The organism is Selenomonadales bacterium 4137-cl, from assembly GCA_032334055.1.
Taxonomy (GTDB): domain Bacteria; phylum Bacillota; class Negativicutes; order Sporomusales; family UBA7701; genus Anaeroselena; species Anaeroselena agilis.
Genome location: JAUOZS010000001.1, coordinates 1,316,099 through 1,340,730 on the forward strand (window position 1 = coordinate 1,316,099; position 24,632 = coordinate 1,340,730).

Genomic DNA, 24,632 nt, shown 5'->3' on the forward strand with positions numbered 1-24,632 from the left:
CAATTTGTTTACGCCAATTTCCCTGAGTGTTCGTTCACAGTTGCCGCAGGCATAGGTGTGTCCCATAAGGTATGCCGTACCCCCTTGTCCCCACAACGCTCCGGCCTGTTTAGCGGCAACCACTTCCGCATGACCGACCTGTTGGCAGACAGAGATACACTTCTCATATCCTTCTCCGGACTTGCGAGGGCATATCTTCTGTGGGTTCAAACAGAGATTCTCTCCCACCGATATCACCTCGCCATTGGGCGACTCAATAACGCAAACGACTCGTCGCTTGGCGCATGGGCCATAAACCCTCATCATCGACCTCCTTTCTGCGACCATTTTAACACGACAAACGTATCAAGTCAAGGGTAAATTATATTGTAATCGTATCATAAATGCAGTATAATAGAATCAGTCAAAACGAAAGGAGATTCACCTTGAACGTAAACCACCATTCGCATACCACATTCTCCCTCATGGATGCTACCTTGTTGCCGGAAGCATTCGCAAAGCGGCTCAAGGAATTGGGTCAGGACACTATGTGCGTCACCGACCATGGAACAATGTCAGGAGTGTGGGAATGCTACAAAGCCGCCAAGAAGGAAGAACTCAAGTTCGTGCCTGGGGTCGAACTGTACTTCGCCGAACACGCTTCGGTGAAGACCGATGAATATTGGCACATCCTCTTCTTGGCGAAAGATGCGGAAGGGTATAAAAAACTCATGGCGCTTGAAACCCAAGCCCATGAGCATTTCTACCGCAAACCGCGAATTGACTGGTCTATGATTGAGGGGAAGGACATGTCAGGTATCATCTGCACCACCGCCTGTATCGGTGGTCTACTCCGGAGGGCGGATGCGGAGGAATGTCTCCTCCGGCTCAAAGCAGTCTTCGGTGATGATTTGTATGTCGAGCTGCACATCTTCCAAACGGACGAGCAGAGGGAACACAACCACCGGATACTGGCCTTGGCACAAAAGCATGGCGTGAAGATTATTCCTGCTGTCGATGCCCACTACCTAAACCAAGAAGATGCCGCCATCCACCGCCTCTGGAAAGGTATCGACCAGGATTCGGATTACTTCCCCACCGATGACTTCTTTCTCCACTCCGAGCAGCAGGTGATCGAGAAACTGGCCTATCTAGATATAAATATAATTAGAGAGGCTATCGCAAACCAGGACATTATGCTTGCCGGGTGCAACGTCGAGATGGAAGAGGGTGGAAGACACTATCCGGCCTACCCAACTGAGGATGCCAGACGAACGGTGGAGGATATTGTCTTCGCCGGTTCTGTAACTGAGGAAGAGCGGCTCCGCCTTATACACGAACTAAATATACTGGAGAAGGTGGACTTCCTCAACTACTTCCTCATCGTCTATGACTTCATCAACTGGTGCAGACGTAACGACATAAGAGTGGGCAAGGGAAGGGGTTCCGTAGGCGGTAGCATGGTAGCCTACAAGATGGGACTGACCGGACTTAATCCCATGAAGTATGGTTTGATGTTTGAAAGGTTCGCCCACGACCAGAGGGTTGCGGCGCCGGATATCGACACCGACATCCCCCAATCCAAGCGGGGCGAGGTCATATCGTACATAGAAAGCCGCTACGGTTCCGTATACCACGTTCGCACCTTCAATTACCTTGGCGATAAGGGGGCCTTGCAGAGGGCCGGTCAGGCTCTCAAAATTCCTCCGGCCTACATTGACAAGTTGTCCAAGCAAATCACCTCCCTAGATGACCTACTGCCCAATGATCCGGCCATCCCTAACTATAAAGAATTAGTTAGGGTAGCTAAAGCCTTCGTCGGCCTTATCCAGAACTATGGCGTTCACGCATCCGCCATTCTGGTCTTCCCAGAGAACCCCACGCGGTGGACCCCCATCGAACGGCAGATTGACTCGCAGACCAGAGAGGAACGCTTCGTCTGTGCCTACGACTTCGAAGACCTTGAGGCCAGAGGACTCCTCAAATTGGATGTCTTGGGGCTTCGCACATTGGACGTTATTGACAACGCCGTCAAGGAGTCCTATGATCCAGAACTAAATATAGACGAACTACCGGATACCGATCCGGCCACATTCGACCTCCTGTGCAAGGGGCAAACCGCAGGTGTGTTCCAGTTGGAATCGGAAGGTATGACGGAAGTCGTGGAAGATATCGAGCCTCGCTGCTTTGAAGACCTTATTCCCCTAGTGGCTCTTTATCGCCCTGGTCCTAAAGAGTCAGGGATGTTGGCAGAGTTTATTCGTCGCCGTAAGGGTGGTTGGCAACCCGCAGGAACATCTTTATGGGCGCAGATAGAGGGGAAGGTACTGGGCGAAACCTTCGGCGTTCTAGTATACCAGGAACAGGTAATGGAGATAGCCAAACAGTTCTTTGGGTATACTCTTGCAGAAGCAGACATGCTCCGGCGTGCCATCGGCAAGAAGAAGGCATCGGAGATGGAGAGGATAATCAACGACCTTATTGAAAAAGGGGGGCAGTATCCTCCGAAGGAAGTCAAGTTCGTCGTAGATGCCATCTCCAAGTTCGCCGATTATGGCTTCAACAAATGCTTGTCTGGCGACGAAAAAATCTATCGTGACCAAAACGGAAAATTCTCACCAACCATATCGGAAATGTTCCGTATTAAAAACGATAAGGAATATGCGGAACAGACTGGACATTTAGCCCTACACAAAAAATACAAAAGAGGGGGATATGGATATGGATTATCGATAGGGGAAGACGGTAGATTAAGGCAAAATAAAATCGTCAATATTACCCCATCTGGCACAAGACCAGTTTTCTCCGTGCGGACAGAATCCGGTAAGAGTGTTGTCGCTACAGGGAACCATAAATTCCCCACCCCAAACGGCGAGGTACTCTTAGAAGATTTGCGGGTTGGAGATTTATTGTATGTCCACAATGGGTGTGAAGTTTCTCCCCTTCGGAAGTACAACTTCGGCATTCCCACGCACCTAGAAAAAATTGTGTCTATAACTTTTTGTGGAACAAAAGAGACATACGATGTTGAGATGGCCGACCCATATCACAACTTTGTTACTGGCGACAAAATTGTCGTATGTAACTCCCACGCAGCGACCTACGCCTACACCTCCTACCAGACTGCCTACCTTAAGGCTAACTACCCTCACGAGTTCTATATGGCTCTACTAAATAGTGTCATAGGAAACCAGGAGAAGACCATCCAATATGTCTACGATGCCAAGCAATTCGGTATTCCTATCACCACTCCCAAGATGGGGATAGCAAAGAATACTTGGGTTATCCTCCCAGATGGAACTTTGATGGCAGGGTTTTCCACTATCAAGGGCGTAGGCTCTGGGGACTTCACCTCTCACAAGAACATAGCGGAATTTATCAAACTCAATCCCAAACTTCCTAGAGATAAGTTGACCGCCCTCATTAAGGCGGGTGTCTTTGAAGAAAGCAGGGGAGAATGTCTCGCCTATCTCTCCTACATCAAGGATACCCTCCCTAAATATGAGGAGGCACTTGAGAAGATAGCATACTGGGAAGAACAGAAGGATGGTAAGAGGAAGGAGAACATGCTATCCGACTGGAAGAAGAAAGCTGCTCTCTATTCCACCACGCCTAGCGAACCTATTGAGATCGATGACACCGAAGCAGAGATGGAGGTTCTAGGGTTCTCTAACAAAGATATATTAGACAACTATGAACTCCACGGTTCCAATGGTGTTACCTCTATAGCGGGGGTTGTAATGAAAGTGAAGAAGCACAAAACTAAGAAGGGCAAACCTATGATGTTCGTAGACATTAGAGGAAGGTCTGGAAAGAGAAGTTTGGTCTTCTTCAATCAAGGAGAAATAGAGGAAGGCAAGGTCTACATGTTTCAACTAGGAAGGGACAATGTCATCAATACCTTTCGCAGATGCAATAAGAAAGCCGGAGCCTAATCAGCTCCGGCCTCTTTCTATGTGCGTCATAATAAGAAAGATTATACCTGTTCAGTAAGTTGCTTGTTCATTCTAGAAAGTTCTTTCTCCATAAACGCCTTACGAATCCATTCTGCATTCTGAGGATTCACTACAAATTCTTGTAACTCTAATGATAAGTGATTGATTAAGTCATACTTGCCTGCTATTCTATTCTTATCAGCACCCAATGCAGTAACGAATGCTTCTATGTATCCTTCTAGTCTCTCTATAGTATCCAAACCTTTGAAGAGTCTGTGAATAATAGGTTGTGCAATACCTGTTCTTTTAGCTAGTTCATGTGTAGACCAACCCATACTTTGACACGCTTGATGAATCTTCTTAAAGATATCATTAATCATTGAACTCCCCATTCCTTTCCTCACATTAAGAATTATGTCTCCTAACGTGTCTCTTGATTCTAAATGTATCATTGTGTGATTCTCCTGTCAATAGTATTATGCCCCTTTCATAATAGAATTAACCATATTTATCCAAATTTAATTCGAAATATATAATGACAATTTGAATGAAGTATCAGAACAATGAGACAAGACTGAGAATACTATGAGAGGAAGATTGGAAAAAGAGGAGAGGAAGAGGTTCAGAGGAGGATGGGGTACTACCCCAACTATACCCCCACGCCGATTACTTTATCTTACTTTAAGTTATCAAGTTTTTCTATTTGAGAGTTGTCTGACACTTGAAACGAATCGCCTAGAATAGGTATAGATACTGTATTCGTATCATATTATGCCCAATTCGGGTCATTTAATACTTCTCCAGATTGACATCGAGGAGGCCAGCGGTTCGAGTCCGTTTAACCCCACCACCCAAAATCCCTCCGGGTAATACCGGAGGGATTTTTTTGTTATTCGTCAAAGCCCTCCCTAGGGTGAACCGGAAGGGACAGGTGTACCGATTAGTGTACCGAAACGTTCAATTCGTATGACTGAATGACCGCAAAAACCTATGATCTGGTAAGCGAGAGGCTTGGCATGTTTATTGCAATTACATCATCAGGTTAATTAGGAACGCCGGTTAAAGAACATACCGGCCTAATGAGACTACAGGAAGTGATACGATGACCCGGACAAATAATGGTCCGCGTTTTAAGAGACGGCCCGCCGCGCTATCGTCTGGATCAACATATGAAGCCGACAAGGCGCTGGCTATCGAGCACGAGCGGCGTAAAGTAGGCGAACTTTCCATTGCCGACCTTAACGTTCCGGACACGATCGTTCGTATCGCAAGACTTGAGCAAATGATCATCGAATATATGCGAATGACCTGTAACATGAAAGCGCGCCGGGCTAAAGACAAAGACGAAAGCTGCCCAAGCGCGCGTTCAGATTCACCGTTACCTGAATCGGATGGCGGTTCGGAGGGGCCGCACCCGTAAAATATTACCCTGATCCACCAAAGAGCAAGTCTTCGGAAGAAGGAAAGGAGTAAACTGACTCGAATATACATGATACGCCAAAAGCGGGTTCACGTAATTATTAAAGAATCGGCTGGCGGGCAAGAATAGATAATGTTCGCGGCACAGCGCATGAAAACAGCGATAAAATCGAGACGGTGTGCACCTTATCCCGTCAACGGGGCTGTGGCGGGCATGGACAACTTCGCATGATAAAATACTGATAGCTTCTCTATAGGCGGTGGCAGCGCGTGTACAGTTTCCCTTTGTCAGACACGGAAGAGATAATAAAGAAGGGCCATGCCAGTCTCCACTTAGAAGACAGCGCGTTTACGGGGGCCTTTTACCTGACCAGTGAGCGCCTGGTATTCGTGGGTTATGTAATGGACATCACCAGGAAGTACATGGAGGAAGTGCCTCTTGACCAAGTGAAAGGGGTCCGCGGCGAAAAAACCTTTTATATCATACCCAACGTATTGGGGGTTTCGACCATTGCGGGGAAAAAATTGAAAATCATCGTCGATCCGGGTGCTCGTGACGCTTGGCTCAAGGCCATCGACGAGCAACTGAAAAAATTATGACTGCTTCCGAAGGCGGTTATTGGAGCAATCCTCAGGGGTTGCTTTTTTATTTTGCTTGTGCGGTCGCATGCGGCGTCGTATGCCTTCATCGCGGAGCACATATAATAACAGCGAAGGGAGTGAGAAACGTGAAGATACTCTCTCTTGGCTTAAGCGGTTCTCCCGATGAAATACGGACCAGGCTGCAGCAGGACTGCCGCACCTTGGCGCGGGATGGATTCCGTGTGGCGGTCGACGAGAGCAGCAAAGGAAATTATACCTTCCTGGGTTGTAACATCGCCGAAGGGGAGCTTTCCTTTCGTAATTACGAACACGTAAAAAACTCGCTTAAAACCTTTGTCGCCCAAATGCTTGCGGAGTACATCGTCTCCCATGAGGAGAAAACCCTGATCCGCAGAATCATCAACCACAACTATTGTTATTTTGGCGACCAGGAGCGCGCCGCTATCTACGATAACGCGCTGAAACTCCTTGAGGAACCCGGCGGCGATTTCGGCTATACCGACCGCCGCAACCGGATTCTCGCCAAGATCAAGGAATACTTCGATATCCATCACGAGCTGGTGCTGGATGGCTTCCTGTCGTTTCGGCTCAAGGACTACCGCGACCGTTTGACGGAAGTTGTAGACAAGGCCGTAGACGAATACATGCTTGACATGGAGTACAAGGAGTTCATCAGGGTCCTCCGATACTTCGTCGATGTTCAGGAAGCCCAGGTGGACGAAGTCCATATATTCTTTGGGGATGGCGACACCTTCAAGATCCGGGATGCCCGCGGACGGAACATTCATAATCAATGCGTGGAGCCCCTGATAATGAGGAACGAGGAAATCAACTACGAGGACCTGTTGATCAGCGCTCTGATAACGATCGCGCCCCAGAACGTGATGCTGCACTTCTCATCCGAACTGGGAAAAAATCACGCTGCTGTGGAAACCATCCAGAACGTCTTTGCCGGACGGGTCGGCATCTGCCGGGGCTGCAGCCTTTGTTTAAACGATGTTGGTTTCCCCGAATCGGAGAGGAATTGACAGCCGGTTGCAAACTGGCTATAATAACCTTAATAAAATACTGTCAACAGTGATGCGGAGGACAAGACGGCAGCTACGGAAGTCGCAGAGAAAAGGTGCCTTGGCTGAAAGCTCCTTTACTGACACCTGCTGTTACCCCCTCCAAACTGCAAGGCCGAACAAAGTAAGCCGCGCCGGGTTATGCCCGTTATTTCATTGCACAAGCTGGGCTTAATGCCAATCAGGGTGGAACCGCGGGTAAACCCCCGTCCCTAAAGGACGGGGGTTTTATATTTTTTCTAGGGAAGGGGTATTAGAGTGAATACAGTTAAAATTACCCTGAAGAACGGAGCGGTAAGGGAAGCGTCCGCAGGGATATCATTGCAGGAAGTGGCGGAATCGATAAGCCGCAATCTCGGCAAAAGCGCTCTTGCCGCCAAACTGGACGGCGTGACCGTCGACCTTCGGCACAAAATACAACGAGATGCCCAGGTTGAGTTTCTTACCTTCGAGGATACTGAGGGCAAAGAAGCGCTCCGTCACAGCGCTTCGCATATCCTTGCCCAGGCGGTCAAGAGGCTGTTTGGGAATGTCAAGCTGGGCATCGGTCCCGCGATTGCCAACGGCTTTTATTACGACATCGACACCGCCCATACTTTTGTACCTGAAGACCTTGATAAAATCCAGGCGGAGATGGAAAAGATCGTCAAGGAAGATCTACCCATCGAGCGCATGGAAACAAGCCGGGAAGAGGCGCTCCGGCTTTTCGGCGAAATGGGCGAAACCTACAAGCAGGAACTTATCCGCGATCTGCCTGAAGATGTGACCATATCCCTCTATAAACAGGGCGAATTCGTCGATTTGTGCGCCGGGCCTCATGTGCCTTCCACCGGGCGCGTTAAGGCGATTAAGCTGCAAAGCCTGGCCGGAGCATATTGGCGGGGCGACCAGCATAATAAAATGCTCCAACGCATCTACGGCACCGCTTTCGAAAAGAAAAGCGACCTTGACGACTACCTGACAATGCTCGAAGAGGCGGCCAAGCGGGACCACCGCAAAATCGGCCGCGAACTCGACCTTTTCAGCATTCAGGATGAGGGCCCGGGCTTTCCCTTCTTTCACCCTAAAGGCATGATCATCCGCAACGAGCTTGAAAGCTTTTGGCGCCGTCTGCACGTAAAATACGGTTATCAGGAAATCAAGACACCGATCATTCTCCACCAAAAGCTCTGGCAACAGTCGGGCCATTGGGACCACTACCGCAACAACATGTACTTCACCACCATCGACGACGAGGGCTATGCCGTCAAACCCATGAACTGTCCGGGCGGCATTCTCATTTACCGTTCGCAGCACCATAGTTACCGCGAGTTCCCCCTGCGCACCTGCGAACTGGGTCTCGTCCATCGTCATGAACTGAGCGGCGCCCTTCACGGGCTGATGCGCGTGCGCAGCTTTACCCAGGACGACGCCCACATCTTCATGCTGCCATCCCAGATCAAGGCGGAAATCAAGGGCGTAATCGACCTTTTCAACACCATCTACGGTACTTTCGGTATGAGTTATCACGCCGAGCTCAGCACCAAGCCCGAAAAAGCCATGGGTTCGGATGAAGTTTGGGAAGAAGCCACCATCGCCCTTCGCGACGCTCTCGAGGAGTATGGCATGCCGTACAAGGTCAATCCCGGCGACGGCGCTTTCTACGGTCCGAAGATCGATTTCCATCTCCGCGATTCCATCGGCCGGACCTGGCAGTGCGGCACGATCCAGCTCGATATGCAGATGCCGGAAAAATTCGATCTTACTTTTATCGGCGAAGACGGCCAGAAACACCGCCCGGTAATGATCCATCGCACCTGCTACGGCAGCATCGAACGGTTTATCGGCATCCTTATCGAGCACTATGCGGGCGCTTTCCCTGTATGGCTCGCCCCCGTTCAGGTCAAAATCCTGCCGATAACCGACCGCCAGCTTGAATACGCCCAAGCCCTCGCGGACCAGATGAAGGCCAAGGATATCCGCGTCGAAATCGACGACCGCAACGAGAAGATCGGCTACAAGATTCGCGAAGGACAGATGGAGAAGGTCCCCTACATGCTGATTATCGGCGATAAGGAGAAGGAAGCGGACACTGTCGCCGTCCGCCAGCGGGGCAAAGGCGACATCGGCACCATGCCGGCGACAGACTTCATCGCCAGCGTGCTGGACGAGATTGCCGCCAAAGCGTAATATTTCCCGCAAATTTGCTTGACTTTACCGGACCATAATGCTAAGATTACTAGGTAAACTTAATACTCTTTCTAAAGTAGAAGCCATCCGCTTCTCACCTTACAACGCTCAGCTGTTCGTAAGGTCCAGGCAACAGCGTGTCTATTGCTTTTTATGCGGGTGGTTATGCCATCCGCTTTTTGTTAATTTGCGTATAATTTAGGAGGTGTGCCGCGATTAGTAAGGATAACCTTCGAATCAACGAAGAAATCCGCGCCAGAGAAGTAAGAGTTGTAACCGCCAACAACGAGCAATTAGGGGTCATGATGCTTCGGGAAGCTTTGCGCATTGCCGCCGAATCCCAGCTTGACCTGGTGGAAGTCGCGCCTCTCGCCAAGCCGCCGGTTTGCCGGATCATGGATTACGGCAAGTACAAGTACGAGCAGCAGAAGCGCGAGAAGGAAACCAAGAAAAAGCAGAAGATCGTCACCATCAAGGAAGTCAAAGTTCGTCCCAACATCGAGGACCACGATTTTCAAGTAAAACTGAAGAACGCTCAGCGCTTCCTCCAGGATGGCGATAAAGTAAAGGCGACCGTCATGTTCAGGGGCCGCGAACTTTCCCACCCTGAGCTTGGTCGCCAGGTACTAATCCGAATGGCGGGCGAACTTAAGGATATCGCCAACGTCGAACGCGACGCCAAACTGGAAGGCAAGAATATGATAATGATTTTCGCGGCCAAACAGCAACAACACTAAGGGGGAGACTGACAATGCCGAAAATTAAAACTCGCAGAAGCGCCGCCAAACGTTTTAAGATTACCGGCAGCGGCGAATTCAAGCGCGCCAAAGCTTACAAGAGCCACATCCTGGAGAAGAAGTCCCCGGCCCGCAAGCGCAACCTGCGCAAAGCAGGCCTTATCAGCAAAGCCGACCACGATCGCGTAACCAAGATGCTTCCTTACGCCTAACAACTAATAGTTTTAGATTTTGAATGGGGGTATAAAACATGCCACGGGTTAAAAAAGGCGTGACTGCACATAGAAGGCACAAGAAGATCCTGAAACTCGCCAAAGGCTATCGGGGATCAAAGAGCAAGCTTTTCAAAAAAGCCAATGAAACGGTAATGAAGGCTCTTTACTACGCCCGTCGCGACCGCCGGGCCAAGAAAGGCGAATTTCGCCGTCTCTGGATCGCCCGGATCAACGCCGCCGCCCGCCTCAACGGCATTTCCTACAGCCAATTGATGAGCGGTCTGAAAACCGCGGGTGTCCAGGTCAACCGCAAAATCCTCGCCGACCTCGCCATCAACGACAGCGGCGCATTCACCAAACTGGTCGATACCGCCAAAGCTGCCAAGCAGTGACAACGCGACCCCGGACAATGTCCGGGGTTTTTGTTTTATCGATAATACATTTTTTACAGCGGGTTACTGCTAAAAGCTGCATAACTGGGGCGATAACTGGATACAATGGGGGCAAACATTTCTCGGCAAATTTTTTAGAACATTCCGAAGGTTTTTTCATCGGGCAGCGCGAATATCATATAATACAATCAGCCTTTATTCAGCAATTCGTAAGGGAGGAGTTTAACTTGAGCTTGGTAACTATGCGGGAACTGCTGCAGGACGCCAGGAAAAGGAAGTATGCCGTCGGCGGATTCAACGTATTCAACTTCGAAACACTAAGCGCGGTAATGGAAGTAGCTGAAGAACTCAAAACCCCCCTGGTCCTCGGTATTCCCGAACGCCTCTTCAAGTTCGTCGACGTAGACACCTTGAGCGCCGCCATGGTCCGGGCCGCTCAGAAAGCGTCGGTGCCCGTCGCCTTGCATTTGGATCACGGCCACACCTATGAAGGGGTGCTGAAAGCCATCCGCTGGGGCTTCACTTCCGTGATGTTCGACGGATCGGCGCTGCCGTTGGCCGAAAACCTCAAGCGAACTAAAGATATCACCCGCATAGCCCATACTCTCGGTATTTCCGTCGAGGGTGAACTGGGCTATGTTGGTTTTAACGATAGTAAAACGGATATCAAAGAGGACAACATCGTCACCCCCGACATAGCCGCCGAATTCGTGGACAAAACGAAAATCGACGCCCTGGCAGTGGCGGTGGGCAATAATCATGGCGCTTACCGCGGCAGCCCCAAGCTAAACTTTTCGCGGCTCAGCGAACTGAACCAGGCGGTTAACGTGCCCTTGGTCATGCATGGCGGATCGCGGCTCAGCCGGGAAGAATACCGCAATTCCATCGTATCCGGCATATCAAAGATTAATATCGCCACCGACATGTCACAGGCCGCGTCGGACACGCTCAAGGCAGAATTACTCAAAAGTCCGAACGCCAACTACATCCACCTTATGACGGTGGTAAAGAAAGGCGTCAAAGATTCGGTCCGCAAATACATGCTCGCCTTCGAGTGCATTTCCAAAGCGGTGTAAAATTGAGAAACCAGACACCCGCCGGGCAACGGCGGGTGTACCTTTTTCCCCGGTGGGCTAAATCCGGCAAATCCGCTAATAAATCGCGGTGGACAACGGAAAAATGTAAGTATATAATAAGTCCGTCGCAATAGGATTCCATTAATTGCCGGAGAAGAGAAGGAAGTAATGATGACTGTGCGTGAGACCGTAGCGGACCTTATTGATATATCCCAGTGGAAACTCACTCCGTATCAGATCCTGGCGGCGGGCTTTGCCGGGCTTATTGTCGTTGGCGCGGTGCTTCTGGCCACCCCTTGGGCTTCGGCCGTTGAAAAACCGCTCCCGTTCATCGATGCGCTTTTCACGGCGACTTCGGCCGTTTGCGTCACAGGCCTGGTTGTGGTCGACACCGGCACACGGTTCTCGCTATTCGGCCAAACGGTAATAATCGTGCTCATTCAGGCGGGCGGGCTCGGCATAATGACGATGGCCACTCTTATGGCTCTGCTGATGGGCAAGAGGATCAACCTCCGCGAACGGCTCATTATACAGGAGGCAATGAACCAGTTGACCGTCGCCGGCGTAGTGCGCCTGACTCTCTACATTATCAAGGTTACCCTGTTGATCGAATTTGTCGCCGGCTCGGTACTGGCGGTCCGCTTATACCAGGACTATGGCGCCAAGGGCGTCTACTTCGGCTACTGGCACGCCGTCTCCGCCTTTTGCAACGCCGGCTTTGACCTTTTCGGCGAGTTCAGCAGTCTGACAAGTTACGTAGACGACCCGATCGTCAACCTCATCGTCTCTGCCCTCATCATTTGCGGGGGAATCGGGTTTAGCGTCATGGCCGACGTTTGGGAGCGCCGCCATTTTCGCGACTACTCACTTCACAGCAAGCTTGTTCTTCTCGTAACAGCCTTTCTTATCACTTTAGGCGCTATCGTAATTTTCGCATTCGAGTTCGATAACCCGGCAACACTCGGCAATTTGTCGTGGAACGGAAAAATCCTCGCCAGCTACTTTCAGTCGGTGACGGCCCGCACCGCGGGCTTTAACACTACGCCGATCGGCGAGATGAAGGACGCTACCCTGTTCTTCATCGTGACCATGATGTTCATCGGCGCCTCCCCCGGCTCCACCGGCGGCGGTATAAAAACAACCACGGCCGGAATTCTTGCCGCCGCCATCTGGGCGCTTATCCGCGGCAGGGAAGATGTGGAAATATTTTCGCGTAGCGTGCCCAGGGCGACGATATACAAGGCGTTTGCCCTCGTATTTATCGCGGTGCTGATGGTTATTGTAGTGACCATGATACTCAGTATCACCGAGACAGCCCCCTTCCTCAACATTCTTTTCGAAGTCGTATCGGCGTTCGGGACGGTCGGGCTAAGTACCGGTATTACACCCGGACTTTCCGCCGCCGGAAAACTGTGCATCATGCTAATGATGTTCGCCGGCCGGGTCGGCCCGATAACCGTCGTCCTGGCGCTGGCCCTCAGGCAGCGCAAAGCAATGGTCAAATATCCCGAAGGCAAAGTAATAATAGGGTAGAGGTGACCGTCTATGGGCAAGAAGGACAAAAAACAGTTCGCGATCATCGGCCTGGGGCGATTCGGGTCGAGCGTCGCCCTATCGCTTTCCAAGGCAGGATATGATGTGCTCGCTATCGATTCCGACGAAGAACGGGTTCAGAAGTTCAGCGACGAGGTCACCCACGTTGTACGGGCGGACACCACTGACGAAGCCTCGCTGAAAGCATTGGGCATCCGCAATTTCGACACCGTTGTCGTCGCCATCGGTGAAGATATCCAGGCAAACGTACTAACGACACTGCTGCTCAAGGAAATCGGCGTGCCCCACATCGTCGCCAAAGCCCGCAACGAACTACATGGCAAAATGCTCGAAAAAATAGGCGCCGACAGAGTGATTTACCCTGAACGGGATATGGGGATGAGGGTCGCGCACAGCCTTGTTTCCGCCAATGTCCTCGATTATATTGAACTGTCCCCCAACCTAAGCCTCGTCGAAGTTGCGGCTCCGCAGGCCCTTCTTGGGCGCAGCCTGGCCGAAGCCAATCTCAGAGCCCGTTATGGCGTGAACGTCGTTGCCATCAAGCGCGGGGAACAGATTATCGTGCCGCCTCTCCCCAGTGAAAAAATCAATGACAAGGATATCATGATCGTCGTGGGCACCAATGATGGCGTGCAGAAACTGGAGGAATTGGAATGACCGAATCGATCGCCAGCGCTGGTAATCAGCTGGTGAAAACGGTTGCCTCCTTGCGACAGAAAAAATATCGCGACGAACTAGGCCTTTTTACTGTGGAGGGCGTCCGGCTGGCGGAAGAAACCGTTGCCGCCGGCTGGTTGGTCGACACCTGTGTTTTTACCGCCGCCGCGGAGGCAGATCCCCGTGCGGCCAAACTGATCGGCGTCTTACAGGAAAGACAGTGCCGGCTGGTTCGGGTTCCCGACCATTTATACGCTAAAATTTCCGATACCCGGGAGCCGCAAGGGATTATGCTAGTTACCCCTAAGCGCGCCGCCGCTTTTGACGACATCTTATCCCGGATGGCTAAGCCGATCATCGCCGTTCTGGACGGCGTTCAGGACCCGGGAAACGCGGGGACGGTCATTCGCGCCGCCGATGCCGCCGGCTGCAGCGGGGTGGTGATGCTGAAAGGCTGTGTGGACCTCTACGCCGGAAAAACAGTACGGGCCACCATGGGATCGCTTTTTCACCTGCCGGTCGTAGCGGGAATGGCCAGCGAGGAATTGATCCGCCTCCTTGCCGCTGCAGGCATTCCCCTGATCGCCACGGATCTCTCCGGAGCCACAGTCTACTCCGCCGCCGACCTGTCCGGGCCTGCGGCCATCGTATTCGGCAACGAGGGCGCAGGAGTCGGCGCGGAGCTTCTTGCCTGCGCCGCAGAACGGATTGTCGTTCCCATTTACGGCAAGGCCGAATCGCTGAACGTCGCGACCGCGGCGGCGGTGATCCTCTACGAAGCGGCCCGCCAGCGCCTGTCAACCTTGTAATTTCCGGGCTGATATGCTATAATACGTTTTAGCAATGACCTGTAATTTCCATGACGTCAGAGAGGGTGTGGTCCTGTTGCTGGTGACCGCCGATTTCTTCTGGAGAATGTTCGAAGCCACCGGTTCCATTGCTGCGTATTTACTCTATAAGCGACTGATGATCCAATAGAGTGACTGCCATGACGGAGAGAGTACGCCGGGTTCGTTTCCACAGGGAGGATGCCGCCAGAGACTGAGAGCGGCGCCGCAAGCGGACGGCCGAAGTTCACTCCCGAGCATCCGCGCTGAAGAGGCTCTCTTGCGTAGGCCGGACGGTTTTTCCCCGTTACAGGAAAAGCGAGGATACTATTAGGGTGGTACCGCGGAAGCAAAGCTTTCGCCCCTTGGGGCGAAAGCTTTTTTTATTTGTAATCACGAACAATGGAGGTAAGTATGGAACAACAACTCAGAGGACTCCGGCAGGCGGCTTTCGCAGAGATCCCCCAGGCGGGCAGCGTCGAAGCTCTTAACGACCTCCGCGTCAGGTACCTCGGGAAAAAAGGCAGCCTCACGGCCATCCTGCGCGGCGTCGGCAGTCTCGGTCCAGACGAACGGCCGCGGATCGGTCAGCTTGTCAACGAGCTAAGGGCCGAACTGGAATCACTCATCCATGATAAGGCCGAAGAGCTGAAAAAAGTCGAGCTGGCCAGCAAGATCGCCGCCGCCAGGCTTGATGTCACCCTGCCCGGTCGGCGGCCCGCATCCGGGCACAAGCATCCCTTGACGCTGACCCTCGAAAGAATAAAATCAGTATTTATGCGCATGGGTTTCGATATCGTCGAAGGGCCGGAAGTAGAAACCGACTACTTCAACTTTGAGGCCCTCAACCTGCCCCCAGACCACCCGGCCCGCGACATGCAGGACACCTTCTACATCACCAGGGACATTCTCCTCAGAACCCACACCTCGCCGGTCGAAGCCCGCACCATGCAAAGCGTCCAGCCTAATTCGCCCGTGCGGATAATTTCCCCCGGCAAGGTTTACCGGGTCGACTACGACGCCACCCACTCGCCCGTCTTCCACCAGGTCGAGGGACTTGTCATCGACAAGGGGATCAGTTTTGCCGACCTTAAGGGCACCCTGGAGCAGTTCGCCAAGGAGATCTTCGGCAGCAGCGTCAAGCTCCGCTTCAGGCCGAGTTTCTTCCCCTTCACCGAACCGAGCGCCGAAGTCGACATTTCCTGCGTAATGTGCGCCGGCCGCGGTTGCCGCACCTGCAAAGGCACAGGCTGGCTGGAAATCCTCGGTTCGGGTATGACCCATCCCCGCGTGCTGGAAATGAGCAATTTCGATCCCGACCAGGTCAGCGGCTTTGCCTTCGGAATGGGCGTGGAGCGTATAGCTATGCTGGTGTACGGCATCGACGACCTCAGGCTTTTCTACGATAACGACATGCGCTTCCTGGCGCAGTTTTAAGGGGGATACGCCATGCGCACCTCGATCAACTGGCTCAAAGACTATGTTGACTTTTCCGAAACGCCAGAAAAACTCGCCGACATGATGACCATGGCCGGCATACCGGTGGAAAATATCGAATTTCGCGGCGAAGGCCTGGCGAAGGTCGTCGCCGGGCGCATCGTCGAACTGACAGCTCACCCCAACGCCGACAAGCTCCTGGTCTGCAAGGTGGACATCGGTGACACCAAGGTGACCATCGTCACCGGCGCCACCAACCTCAAAAGCGGCGACATCGTCCCGGTAGCCCTCGCCGGCGCCAAACTGGCCGGCGGGCTGGAAATCGGCGCCGCTAATTTCCGCGGCATAGAATCCCAGGGTATGCTCTGTTCGGCCGATGAACTCGGCATGGACGCCAAGATAGTCCCCCCCGAACTGCGCGACGGCATCTATATACTGCCTGCCGATACCAAGCCCGGCGAGGACGCCCTCGCCGTCCTGGGCCTCGACGACGTCGTGCTGGAGTTCGAACTGACCCCCAACCGGGCCGATTGCTTCAATACCCTCGGCTTGGCCCGCGAGGTGGCTGCGCTGACCGGGGGAACTCTCAAAAAGCCCATGCTCACGCTCAAGGAAGAAAGCGCCGGAAAGGCCAGCGATCTCGCGTCCATCACCATCGAAGAACCGTCCTTGTGCGCCCGCTTCGCCGGCCGCATTCTTCAGAACGTCAAGATCGGCCCCTCGCCCGCCTGGCTACAGCGCCGCGTTCAGGCAGCCGGCATGCGGCCGATCAGCAATGTCGTCGACGTCACCAACTTCGTCATGATGGAGCTCGGCCAGCCGATGCACGCTTACGATTACAACCTGCTCGCCAAGCACCGCATCATCGTCAGGCGGGCCAACCCCGGCGAACGCCTCACCACCCTCGACGGCGTCAAGCGGGAACTTAACCCCGACATGCTCGTTATCGCCGATGAAGTGCAAGCGGTCGGTCTCGCCGGCGTAATGGGCGGGTTGGCCACAGAAGTAACCAACGCTACCCGGACCGTCCTCCTGGAAGCCGCTTCTTTCAACGGCGCCAGCGTCCGGCGCACCTCCAAAGCGCTTGGCCTGCGCTCGGAAGCATCCAGCCGGTTCGAGCGCGGCATCAACACCGCCGACGTTATCCGCGCCCTCGACAGGGCCGCCCAATTGCTAGAGGAAATGGGCGCCTGCACAGTATGTCCGGGGATTATCGATACCTACCCCGACATCCAACTGCCCCGGCAGATTTCCGTAACCCCCGCCCAGATCAACGCCCGTCTCGGCGTCGATCTGGCGGCAGCCAAGATGGTCGACATCCTTCGCCGGCTGGAATTCGATGTCGACGCCCAGCCTGACAAGCTTCTCATCACCGTGCCCACCTGGCGGGGCGACGTCAGCAGGCCGGCCGACATCAGCGAGGAAATAGCCCGCATTTGGGGTTATGACAATATTCCGGCCACCACCCCCTTCGGCAACGCCAAGGCCGGAAGCCAGAGCTACACCCAGACGATCGCCGACCGCAGCAAAGACATCCTTACCGGTCTCGGTTTCAGCGAGATCATCACCTTCAGTTTCACCCATCCCGCGGTATTCGACAAGCTAGGCCTGCCGGACGACAGCGAACTCCGCAAAGTAATCCCGCTTCTCAATCCCATCACCGATGACTTCCCGGCCATGAAGACCACGCTCATGGGCGGCGTCCTGCAAACGGTGGCCGGCAATCTGTCCCGCAAGAACGACGACCTGAAACTTTACGAACTTGGCGCTGTATACCGGCCCCACAATCTTCCGCTGACGGAACTGCCAGACGAGCCGCCGATGCTATGCGGCGCCCTGTGCGGCAAACGGACCGACCTCGCCTGGAACCAGCCGCGTGAGACGGTCGACTTTTACGACGCCAAAGGGGCGGTTGAAGTACTGCTGGACAAACTCGGCGTAACCGGTTACGAAGTGCAGGCAGGCGAATACTACGCGATGCATCCCGGCAAGACCGCGCTGTTCGTAAAAGGCGGCGAACTCCTGGGAGCGGTGGGGGAGGTTCACCCCCAGGTCCTCGACGCCTTCGGCATCGGACGTGAGATGTTCGTCTTCGATTTTGATGTAGCGCGCCTCGTCAAACACTCCGCTCTCATCGGCGCCTACCGGCCGCTCCCTCGTTTCCCGGCCATCGCCCGCGATCTGGCCGTCGTTCTTCCCCAAGGCGTGACCGCAGCCCAGGCGTCGGAAGCCATCGCCGCCAGCGGCGGCGAATTGCTCGCCGGCATCCGTCTTTTTGACATGTACACCGGCGAACAGGTGCCGGCTGGTGCGAAAAGCCTCGCGTTCGCCTTGACCTTCCAGGCCACCGACCGCACGCTGACCGACGACGAAGTCGACGGCTACTACAACGGCATCGTCGCCCATCTGGAAAAAACCTTGGCGGCGAAGCTGCGGGTATAGTCTTGTCTCTCACCCGGTTTCCTTGAGCAGAATAAAGGCAGCATTGAAAGATGTCTCCGCCAGTAGGAAATATTGCCCACGGCCCGTATTATCGGCGTTGCCTGAGCAATACTACTGTCGGGGGCATCCTTTTGCCTTAATCACTGCCAAAGAGGGGGAGAGCTTCTGGACATATTCCGCACCAAAGACATCAGCACCATTAAAGAAGGGGCCGCCAGGCAAAAACTAAAAAAGACCCTGGGGGCGACCGACCTCATACTTTTAGGCATCGGCTGCATAATCGGCACAGGCATCTTCGTGCTCACCGGGGTGGCGGCCGCCCAGCATGCCGGTCCGGGGATCATGCTTTCCTTCGTCCTTTCCGGGCTCGCGTGCGCCTTCGCCGCCCTCGCGTACGCCGAATTAGCGGCCATCGTCCCCATTGCCGGCAGCGCTTACACCTATTCTTACGCCGCCCTCGGCGAAATCGTCGCCTGGATTGTCGGCTGGAATCTCGTTCTTGAATACTCGGTCGGCTCAAGCGCTGTCGCCGCCGGCTGGTCGGGATATGTTACCGGCCTCCTCAAGGCGGCGGGCGTCGAGTTGCCCAAGGCACTCACCGCTGTCCCCGCCGAAGGCGGCGTCGTCAATCTGCCGGCCATCTTCATCTCCATCTTCCTCAGCTTCCTTCTCGTGCGCGGCACCAAAGAAAGCGCGTCCTTGAACAGGGTGCTCGTCATCGTGAAACTGGCAGCCGTTTTCATATTTATCGCCCTGGCCGGCCCGAAAGTCAACCCTGCCAACTGGTCGCCGCTGATGCCCTTCGGGTTTGGCGGCGTCGCCACGGGTGCGGCCCTGATCTTCTTTGCCTACATCGGATTCGACGCTGTCGCCACCACCGCCGAGGAATGCAAAAACCCCAACCGCGACCTGCCCATCGGCATCATCGGCTCGCTTGTCATCTGCACCATCCTCTACATCGTCGTTTCCGCCGTCCTTACCGGCGTTGTATCCTACACGCAGCTCAACAACGCCGAGCCCGTGGCTTACGCCTTGAGGGCCATCGGCTACAACTTCGGCTCCGCCCTCGTCGGCACAGGGGCCATCGCCGGCATAACGACGGTGCTGCTCGTTCTGATGTACGGCCAGACCCGCATCTTCTTCGCCATGTCCCGCGACGGGCTCATCCCCAAAGGTATCTGCGCCGTGCATCCCACCTACGGTACCCCACACATTATCACGGTCGTCGCCGGCATCGCCGTCGCCCTCATAGCCGGCTTTACTCCCATCGGCGTCATCGCCGAACTCACCAACATCGGCACCTTGTTCGCCTTCGTGCTTTCGGCCGTCGGCGTGCTTGTCCTCCGCCGCACCAAACCGGAAATACCCCGTCCTTTTCGCTGCCCGGCAGTCGGTGTTGTCGCTCCTCTGGCTGTAATCTCCTGCGGGTATCTTATGTACAATCTGCCCTATGAAACATGGGTCCGTTTCGTAATCTGGACCGCCATCGGCTTTGCCGTTTACTTCGTTTACGGTCACCGCAACAGCGTACTCGGACGTTACGGCAATCAACTGCCCAACGAATAGCTGGTGCATTAGGCGGCCTTTGGGCTGCCTTTTCCATGCGGCAGGAAATAACAGGGCGGAGGGAGAAATATATATTGACAGAAGTCGCGTGAAGCAGGGTGATGACATGGGTATGAAGAAGCACAAAGTCACGGTGGAAATATATGGCGACAACTACCCCGTCAAGGGCGACGCCGAGCCGGAACGCATCATGAAGGTCGCCGCCCTTCTCGATGAGCGCATGCGCGAGACCGCCTTCATAAATCCCCGGATGTCCAAGGCCATGGTCGCCATCCTGACGGCGCTCAACATCACCGACGAATATCTGCGCCTCCAAAACGACTACCAGCAACTGCTTAAGATGTTGAACGACAAGTAGGGTGCCCGTATACCACTCCCAGCCGCGGTCAATAATATCACCAGCGGAGGGAGTGATTTGCGATGGATTACGAGGTTCCAGGCCAAATATTGTTAAGGATGGCGGCTATCTTTGCCGTGGCCCTTATTGTCGTCCGCATCATGGGCAACCGCGCCGTTGGCCAGCTTTCGCCCTTTGATTTTGTACTCCTGGTAGGCATTGGAGATATTGTCGCCAACGTTGCCCTGGCTCAAAACGAAAGCCTGCTTATCGGCGTTGAGGGTCTTGTCGGCCTGCTGGTTCTCCAGCAACTGCTTGCCCGCCTGGCGCTAAAAAACAAACTTCTGCGCAAATGGTTCGAAGGAACGCCCGTAGAAGTTATCGAGAACGGCCGCATTCTTGAGCAGAATCTGATCAAAACTCAGTTCAATTACGACGATCTCCGTCAGGAACTTCACAAGCAAGGGATGGACTTTTCCAACCTCAAAGATATCAAGCTGGCTCGTCTCGAAAGCTGCGGCGACTTTTCGGTCATAAAATCGCCCGAACTGGAGCCGCTAACCCGTCGTGACCTGGACAACTTCATCCGTAGCCTTTCCGAAAACCCGCTCAGCCCGGCAGGGACCGGATGGGCCAAAATAGAACAACTGACTGCCGACGTGAGGGTTCTGGCCGAGTATGTCAAAAGCCGGCCGCCCGGTGACCTGACAAGGGAAACCGCACCCCCGGAGCAGACGCTCCACTAAAGAAGGGCCTACCCTTCTTCTTTTATTTTTCTGCTGAAGATTGGAGAATCTTTTCTGCGATGCGAAGAGTTCTGCTCATATTTATTGACGGCCTTGGATTGGGGGAAAACGATCCTGACACAAACCCCCTTGTCCGTTTCGATCCGCCTTTTTTCCGCGCTCTTTTCGGTAAACCGCTTACTAAAGACATTGGCCTCGTCCTCGGCGACGAAGTATGCCTTGTGCCCACGGACGCGTCCTTGGGAGTGCCCGGCCTGCCGCAGAGCGCAACCGGGCAGACCGCTATTTTTACCGGCGTTAACGCGCCGCGGCGGATGGGGTGCCATATCCTCGGTTTCCCCGGCCCGGCACTGGCGGAGATAATCGCCGCGCACGGCCTGCCGGGCGAATTGGCTGCCGCCGGCTTTAGCGTGACCTCGGCCAATATGTACACCGCCGACTACATGGAACTGGTGGCCCGCCGCAAGCGGCGTCATTCCGTAACCACCCTCTCTATCCTTGGTGCCGGCGCTGACCTTCGTTCCCTGTCCGACATGGCCGCCGGCGAGGCGGTGTACCAGGACATCACCAACGAAATGCTGCCGAAGTTTGGAGTGGAGGGCGTGCCGACCGTCAGCTCCGTCGAAGCCGGTTTCCGGTTAGCGGCCCTTGCCGGTCGCCATGACTTTACCATGTTCGAGTACTTTCAGACCGATCGTCAGGGCCACAAGCACGACTGGACAGAAGCGGCGAAAATCGTCGCCACTCTTGACGGTTTTCTCGCCGCAGTCCATCGGGCGGCCAAGGATATCCTGGTGGTAATTACCAGTGACCACGGCAACTTCGAGGATTTTACCACCAAGACCCATACCCTCAACTCCATACCCACCATCCTGTTCGGGCCGGATTGCCGGCAGGTCGCCGTCGGCATCGGCAACCTCACCGACATCAAACCCGGCATTATCTCCTACCTAAAAGAAGGTGAAGTAAATGGTTGAACTTCTCGCCCCCGCCGGCAACGCCGAAGCTTTCGCCGCCGCCCTGAGCAGCGGTGCCGACGCCGTCTATCTTGGCGGGCGGCAGTTCGGCGCCCGCGCGTATGCCGCCAACTTCAGCGACGAGGAACTGGCCGCGACGGTGCGAACCGCTCATCTCATGGGTGTCGCCGTATACGTGACCGTCAATACCCTCGTCGACAACAGCGAAATTCCGGCTCTCGCCGATTATTTGCGCCACCTGTACGAAATCGGCGTAGACGCCGCCATCGTCCAGGATATCGGCGTGGTCGCCGTGGCCCGTCGCGTCGTTCCCGGCCTGCCCCTGCACGCCAGCACCCAGATGACGGTACACAACCTGGCCGGGGTCGAAGCCCTCGCCGGTTTGGGGATAAGCCGCGTCGTACTGGCGCGGGAACTTTCCCTGGACGCCATCCGCCATATATGCGCGCACGCTCCCGTCGAAATCGAAACCTTTATCCACGGCGCCCTCTGCATCTCCTACTCCGGCCAATGCTTGATGTCCAGCATGATCGGCGGCCGCAGCGGCAATCGCGGGCGTTGCGCCCAGCCGTGCCGCCTGCCCTACAACCTCGTCGACGCGGGGGGAAGGGACGCGCTCGCCGGCCGGGACGCCGGGGAATATCTCCTGAGCCCTAAAGACTTCAATACCATCGAGCATATACCCGACCTCATCGATGCCGGGGTGGTCTCCTTCAAAATCGAGGGCCGCATGAAGCGGGCCGAGTACGTCGCCGTCGTCGTCGACAGCTACCGCAGGGCCATCGACGCCTGCCTCGCCGACAGGAGCGGCTTCGCCGTTCCCGACCAGGACCAGAAGAATATGGCGCAGACATTCAACCGCGGCTTTACCTCCGCCTACCTGTTTGGCAAACAGGGGCGGGAAATAATGAGCGACCGCCGCCCCAACAACCGCGGCGTCCGGATCGGTCGCGTCATCGGCTACGATCCGCGCAATAAGACGGCGCAGATCAAACTCGACGAACCGCTCGCAGTCGGCGACATAGTCGAGTTTTGGGTTAAAGTCGGCGGCCGGTCGAGCGCCACAGTAACAAGCATAAACGTCGACGGGCGCCCGGTCGCCGTCGCGCCGCCTTTGGCTGTCGCCTCCATCCCCGTGGATGGGGCAGTCCGGCCCGGCGACCGCGTTTTCAAAACGTTCGATGCCGCCCTCATGGAAAAAGCGCGCGCCGCGTTCGGCGGCGGTATATTGCGCCGCGTGCCGGTCGACGCCGTTGCGGAGGCGGGGGAGGGGCGGCCGCTGACGGTAACGCTCACCGACGACGACGGCAACAGCGGGAGCGGCCGGACTTCTTTCCTGGCGGAAAAAGCCGTCAAACGGCCCCTTACCGAAGAAACGCTCGCCGCCCAGATCGGGCGTCTGGGCACGACTGTTTTCGCCCTCCGCCGCCTCGACAGCCGCATTGAGGGCGAAGTCATGGTTCCGCTCAGCGAACTCAACGAAGCGCGACGCCAGGCTGTCGAGGAACTGGAAGCCGCGCGCCTCGCCCGTTATTCCCGACCGTCATTGTCGGCGAAGGCCCCCGATCTCGCCATTTTCCTTCCCGGCCCGCGGCGCGACCACGCCCGCAAACCGGCCCTGACAGTCAACACCGACACCGTTGATAAGGCCGCCGCCGCCGCCGCTAGCGGCGCGGACATAATCATGTTCGGCGGCGAAAGCTTTGCCGGCCGGGCGCCCACTCCCGACGATTACCGACGTGTGGTGGCAATGGCCCGTGAACGCGGTCTCGCCGTCATCTTGAGCACGCCCCGCATAGTCCAGGACTGGCAGTGGCCTGCATTGGAAGCCGACCTGGACCTCTTCCGGAGCCTCGCTCCCGACGCCGTAGCCGCCGCCAATCTGGGCACTCTCCACCGCCTGAGCCGGGACAATGGTCTCGCCGTCCATGCCGACTGGCCGCTCAACATATACAACAGCGCCGCCCTCCGCGTCTTTGCCGCGAAGGGGCTCGCCAGCCTCACCCTTTCCCCCGAACTCACCTTCGGGCAAGTCGAGGAACTTGCCGCCGAGCCGAATATCGCCATCGAATGTATCGTCCACGGCCGTCTCACCCTCATGATTTCTGAATACTGCGTCATGGGTAGCTACCTCGGCGGCCTCCACGCAGGCGTCTGCACGAAGCCCTGCCTGAAAGGCCGCTACCTGCTCAAAGACAGGCTGGGCGAGACTTTCCCCGTTGCCGGCGATCAGTTTTGCCGCATGCATATTCTCAATGCCAAAGAACTCAGCATGCTGCCCCATGTGCCCCGCCTGGCCCGCTCCGGCGTGGCCCGTCTCCGTATCGAAGGCAAGGCGTCCGCGGCCGACGACCTGGCCAGGACGACCCGCCTGTACCGCGAACTGCTGGACCGGGGCGAGGACCATCCCCTGCTGGCCGGCGACGGCATAAAGGCGGTGGAACACCAGGATATTACCCGTGGACACTATTTCAGGGGAGTGCTATAACCCGCTATA

Annotated in this window: 20 protein-coding genes and 1 other annotated feature; of the genes, 19 read left to right on the forward strand and 1 reads right to left on the reverse strand. The window is 55.1% G+C overall.

Going from position 1 to position 24,632, the window contains the following annotated elements; all coding sequences use genetic code 11:
• Positions 1-425 precede the first annotated feature (425 nt).
• Positions 426-3,914 (forward strand): DNA polymerase III subunit alpha, encoded by a 3,489-nt coding sequence (dnaE, locus tag Q4T40_06920; protein ID MDT8900962.1) that lies wholly within the window; start codon positions 426-428, stop codon positions 3,912-3,914.
• A 41-nt stretch (positions 3,915-3,955) separates the two neighbouring features.
• Here dnaE and Q4T40_06925 read toward each other — a convergent pair whose 3' ends face one another.
• Positions 3,956-4,366, reverse strand: coding sequence for a hypothetical protein (locus Q4T40_06925; GenBank protein ID MDT8900963.1), 411 nt, complete (start codon positions 4,364-4,366; stop codon positions 3,956-3,958).
• Between the two features lie 650 nt (positions 4,367-5,016).
• On the opposite strand from Q4T40_06925, the gene Q4T40_06930 reads away from it, so the two are divergent.
• From Q4T40_06930 to Q4T40_07015, 18 genes are all read left to right on the forward strand, one after another.
• Positions 5,017-5,334: a hypothetical protein gene (locus Q4T40_06930; GenBank protein ID MDT8900964.1), complete on the forward strand. Its 318-nt coding sequence runs from the start codon at positions 5,017-5,019 to the stop codon at positions 5,332-5,334.
• Positions 5,335-5,603: 269 nt separating this feature from the next.
• Entirely contained in the window at positions 5,604-5,933 is a 330-nt protein-coding gene (locus Q4T40_06935; protein ID MDT8900965.1) for a hypothetical protein, read from the forward strand.
• A gap of 128 nt (positions 5,934-6,061) precedes the next feature.
• Positions 6,062-6,964, forward strand: coding sequence for a putative sporulation protein YtxC (ytxC, locus tag Q4T40_06940; GenBank protein MDT8900966.1), 903 nt, complete (start codon positions 6,062-6,064; stop codon positions 6,962-6,964).
• Between the two features lie 297 nt (positions 6,965-7,261).
• The gene (gene thrS / locus Q4T40_06945; GenBank protein MDT8900967.1) at positions 7,262-9,172 is read left to right on the forward strand and encodes a threonine--tRNA ligase; all 1,911 of its coding nucleotides are present in this window, start codon (positions 7,262-7,264) and stop codon (positions 9,170-9,172) included.
• Between the two features lie 68 nt (positions 9,173-9,240).
• Positions 9,241-9,362, forward strand: a sequence feature (ribosomal protein L20 leader region).
• 25 nt (positions 9,363-9,387) lie between these two features.
• On the forward strand, positions 9,388-9,909 hold the full coding sequence (gene infC / locus Q4T40_06950; protein MDT8900968.1) for a translation initiation factor IF-3: 522 nt from the start codon (positions 9,388-9,390) through the stop codon (positions 9,907-9,909).
• A gap of 14 nt (positions 9,910-9,923) precedes the next feature.
• On the forward strand, positions 9,924-10,121 hold the full coding sequence (gene rpmI / locus Q4T40_06955; GenBank protein MDT8900969.1) for a 50S ribosomal protein L35: 198 nt from the start codon (positions 9,924-9,926) through the stop codon (positions 10,119-10,121).
• Positions 10,122-10,159: 38 nt separating this feature from the next.
• Positions 10,160-10,516, forward strand: coding sequence for a 50S ribosomal protein L20 (rplT, locus tag Q4T40_06960; protein ID MDT8900970.1), 357 nt, complete (start codon positions 10,160-10,162; stop codon positions 10,514-10,516).
• A 227-nt stretch (positions 10,517-10,743) separates the two neighbouring features.
• The gene (locus Q4T40_06965; GenBank protein ID MDT8900971.1) at positions 10,744-11,592 is read left to right on the forward strand and encodes a class II fructose-bisphosphate aldolase family protein; all 849 of its coding nucleotides are present in this window, start codon (positions 10,744-10,746) and stop codon (positions 11,590-11,592) included.
• Positions 11,593-11,763: 171 nt separating this feature from the next.
• Positions 11,764-13,125 (forward strand): TrkH family potassium uptake protein, encoded by a 1,362-nt coding sequence (locus tag Q4T40_06970; protein MDT8900972.1) that lies wholly within the window; start codon positions 11,764-11,766, stop codon positions 13,123-13,125.
• A gap of 12 nt (positions 13,126-13,137) precedes the next feature.
• Complete coding sequence (locus Q4T40_06975) at positions 13,138-13,803, forward strand: TrkA family potassium uptake protein (protein ID MDT8900973.1); 666 nt, start codon at positions 13,138-13,140, stop codon at positions 13,801-13,803.
• Positions 13,800-14,612 carry an RNA methyltransferase gene (locus Q4T40_06980; protein ID MDT8900974.1) on the forward strand — a complete coding sequence of 271 codons (813 nt, stop codon included), beginning with the start codon at positions 13,800-13,802 and terminating at the stop codon, positions 14,610-14,612. Before Q4T40_06975 ends, Q4T40_06980 begins: the two co-directional genes overlap by 4 nt.
• A gap of 432 nt (positions 14,613-15,044) precedes the next feature.
• Positions 15,045-16,067, forward strand: a complete 1,023-nt coding sequence (gene pheS / locus Q4T40_06985) for a phenylalanine--tRNA ligase subunit alpha (protein MDT8900975.1) — start codon at positions 15,045-15,047, stop codon at positions 16,065-16,067.
• 12 nt (positions 16,068-16,079) lie between these two features.
• Complete coding sequence (pheT, locus tag Q4T40_06990; protein MDT8900976.1) at positions 16,080-18,509, forward strand: phenylalanine--tRNA ligase subunit beta; 2,430 nt, start codon at positions 16,080-16,082, stop codon at positions 18,507-18,509.
• 165 nt (positions 18,510-18,674) lie between these two features.
• Positions 18,675-20,075 carry an amino acid permease gene (locus Q4T40_06995; protein ID MDT8900977.1) on the forward strand — a complete coding sequence of 467 codons (1,401 nt, stop codon included), beginning with the start codon at positions 18,675-18,677 and terminating at the stop codon, positions 20,073-20,075.
• 106 nt (positions 20,076-20,181) lie between these two features.
• The gene (zapA, locus tag Q4T40_07000) at positions 20,182-20,433 is read left to right on the forward strand and encodes a cell division protein ZapA (protein MDT8900978.1); all 252 of its coding nucleotides are present in this window, start codon (positions 20,182-20,184) and stop codon (positions 20,431-20,433) included.
• Positions 20,434-20,495: 62 nt separating this feature from the next.
• Positions 20,496-21,158: a DUF421 domain-containing protein gene (locus tag Q4T40_07005; protein ID MDT8900979.1), complete on the forward strand. Its 663-nt coding sequence runs from the start codon at positions 20,496-20,498 to the stop codon at positions 21,156-21,158.
• A gap of 59 nt (positions 21,159-21,217) precedes the next feature.
• Positions 21,218-22,135 (forward strand): alkaline phosphatase family protein, encoded by a 918-nt coding sequence (locus Q4T40_07010; protein MDT8900980.1) that lies wholly within the window; start codon positions 21,218-21,220, stop codon positions 22,133-22,135.
• Positions 22,128-24,623 (forward strand): DUF3656 domain-containing protein, encoded by a 2,496-nt coding sequence (locus Q4T40_07015; GenBank protein ID MDT8900981.1) that lies wholly within the window; start codon positions 22,128-22,130, stop codon positions 24,621-24,623. The genes Q4T40_07010 and Q4T40_07015 overlap by 8 nt, the downstream gene beginning before the upstream one ends.
• The last annotated feature ends 9 nt before the right edge of the window (positions 24,624-24,632 follow it).

Coding starts and splice junctions, on each gene's coding strand:
- Q4T40_06930 (MDT8900964.1), top strand. CDS start 5,017: ATGACCCGGACAAATAATGGTCCGCGTTTTAAGAGACGGCCCGCCGCG.
- Q4T40_06980 (MDT8900974.1), top strand. CDS start 13,800: ATGACCGAATCGATCGCCAGCGCTGGTAATCAGCTGGTGAAAACGGTT.
- Q4T40_07005 (MDT8900979.1), top strand. CDS start 20,496: ATGGATTACGAGGTTCCAGGCCAAATATTGTTAAGGATGGCGGCTATC.
- Q4T40_06975 (MDT8900973.1), top strand. CDS start 13,138: ATGGGCAAGAAGGACAAAAAACAGTTCGCGATCATCGGCCTGGGGCGA.
- pheT (MDT8900976.1), top strand. CDS start 16,080: ATGCGCACCTCGATCAACTGGCTCAAAGACTATGTTGACTTTTCCGAA.
- rplT (MDT8900970.1), top strand. CDS start 10,160: ATGCCACGGGTTAAAAAAGGCGTGACTGCACATAGAAGGCACAAGAAG.
- Q4T40_06925 (MDT8900963.1), bottom strand. CDS start 4,366: ATGATACATTTAGAATCAAGAGACACGTTAGGAGACATAATTCTTAAT.
- Q4T40_07010 (MDT8900980.1), top strand. CDS start 21,218: ATGCGAAGAGTTCTGCTCATATTTATTGACGGCCTTGGATTGGGGGAA.
- zapA (MDT8900978.1), top strand. CDS start 20,182: ATGGGTATGAAGAAGCACAAAGTCACGGTGGAAATATATGGCGACAAC.
- pheS (MDT8900975.1), top strand. CDS start 15,045: ATGGAACAACAACTCAGAGGACTCCGGCAGGCGGCTTTCGCAGAGATC.
- Q4T40_06970 (MDT8900972.1), top strand. CDS start 11,764: ATGACTGTGCGTGAGACCGTAGCGGACCTTATTGATATATCCCAGTGG.
- Q4T40_07015 (MDT8900981.1), top strand. CDS start 22,128: ATGGTTGAACTTCTCGCCCCCGCCGGCAACGCCGAAGCTTTCGCCGCC.
- rpmI (MDT8900969.1), top strand. CDS start 9,924: ATGCCGAAAATTAAAACTCGCAGAAGCGCCGCCAAACGTTTTAAGATT.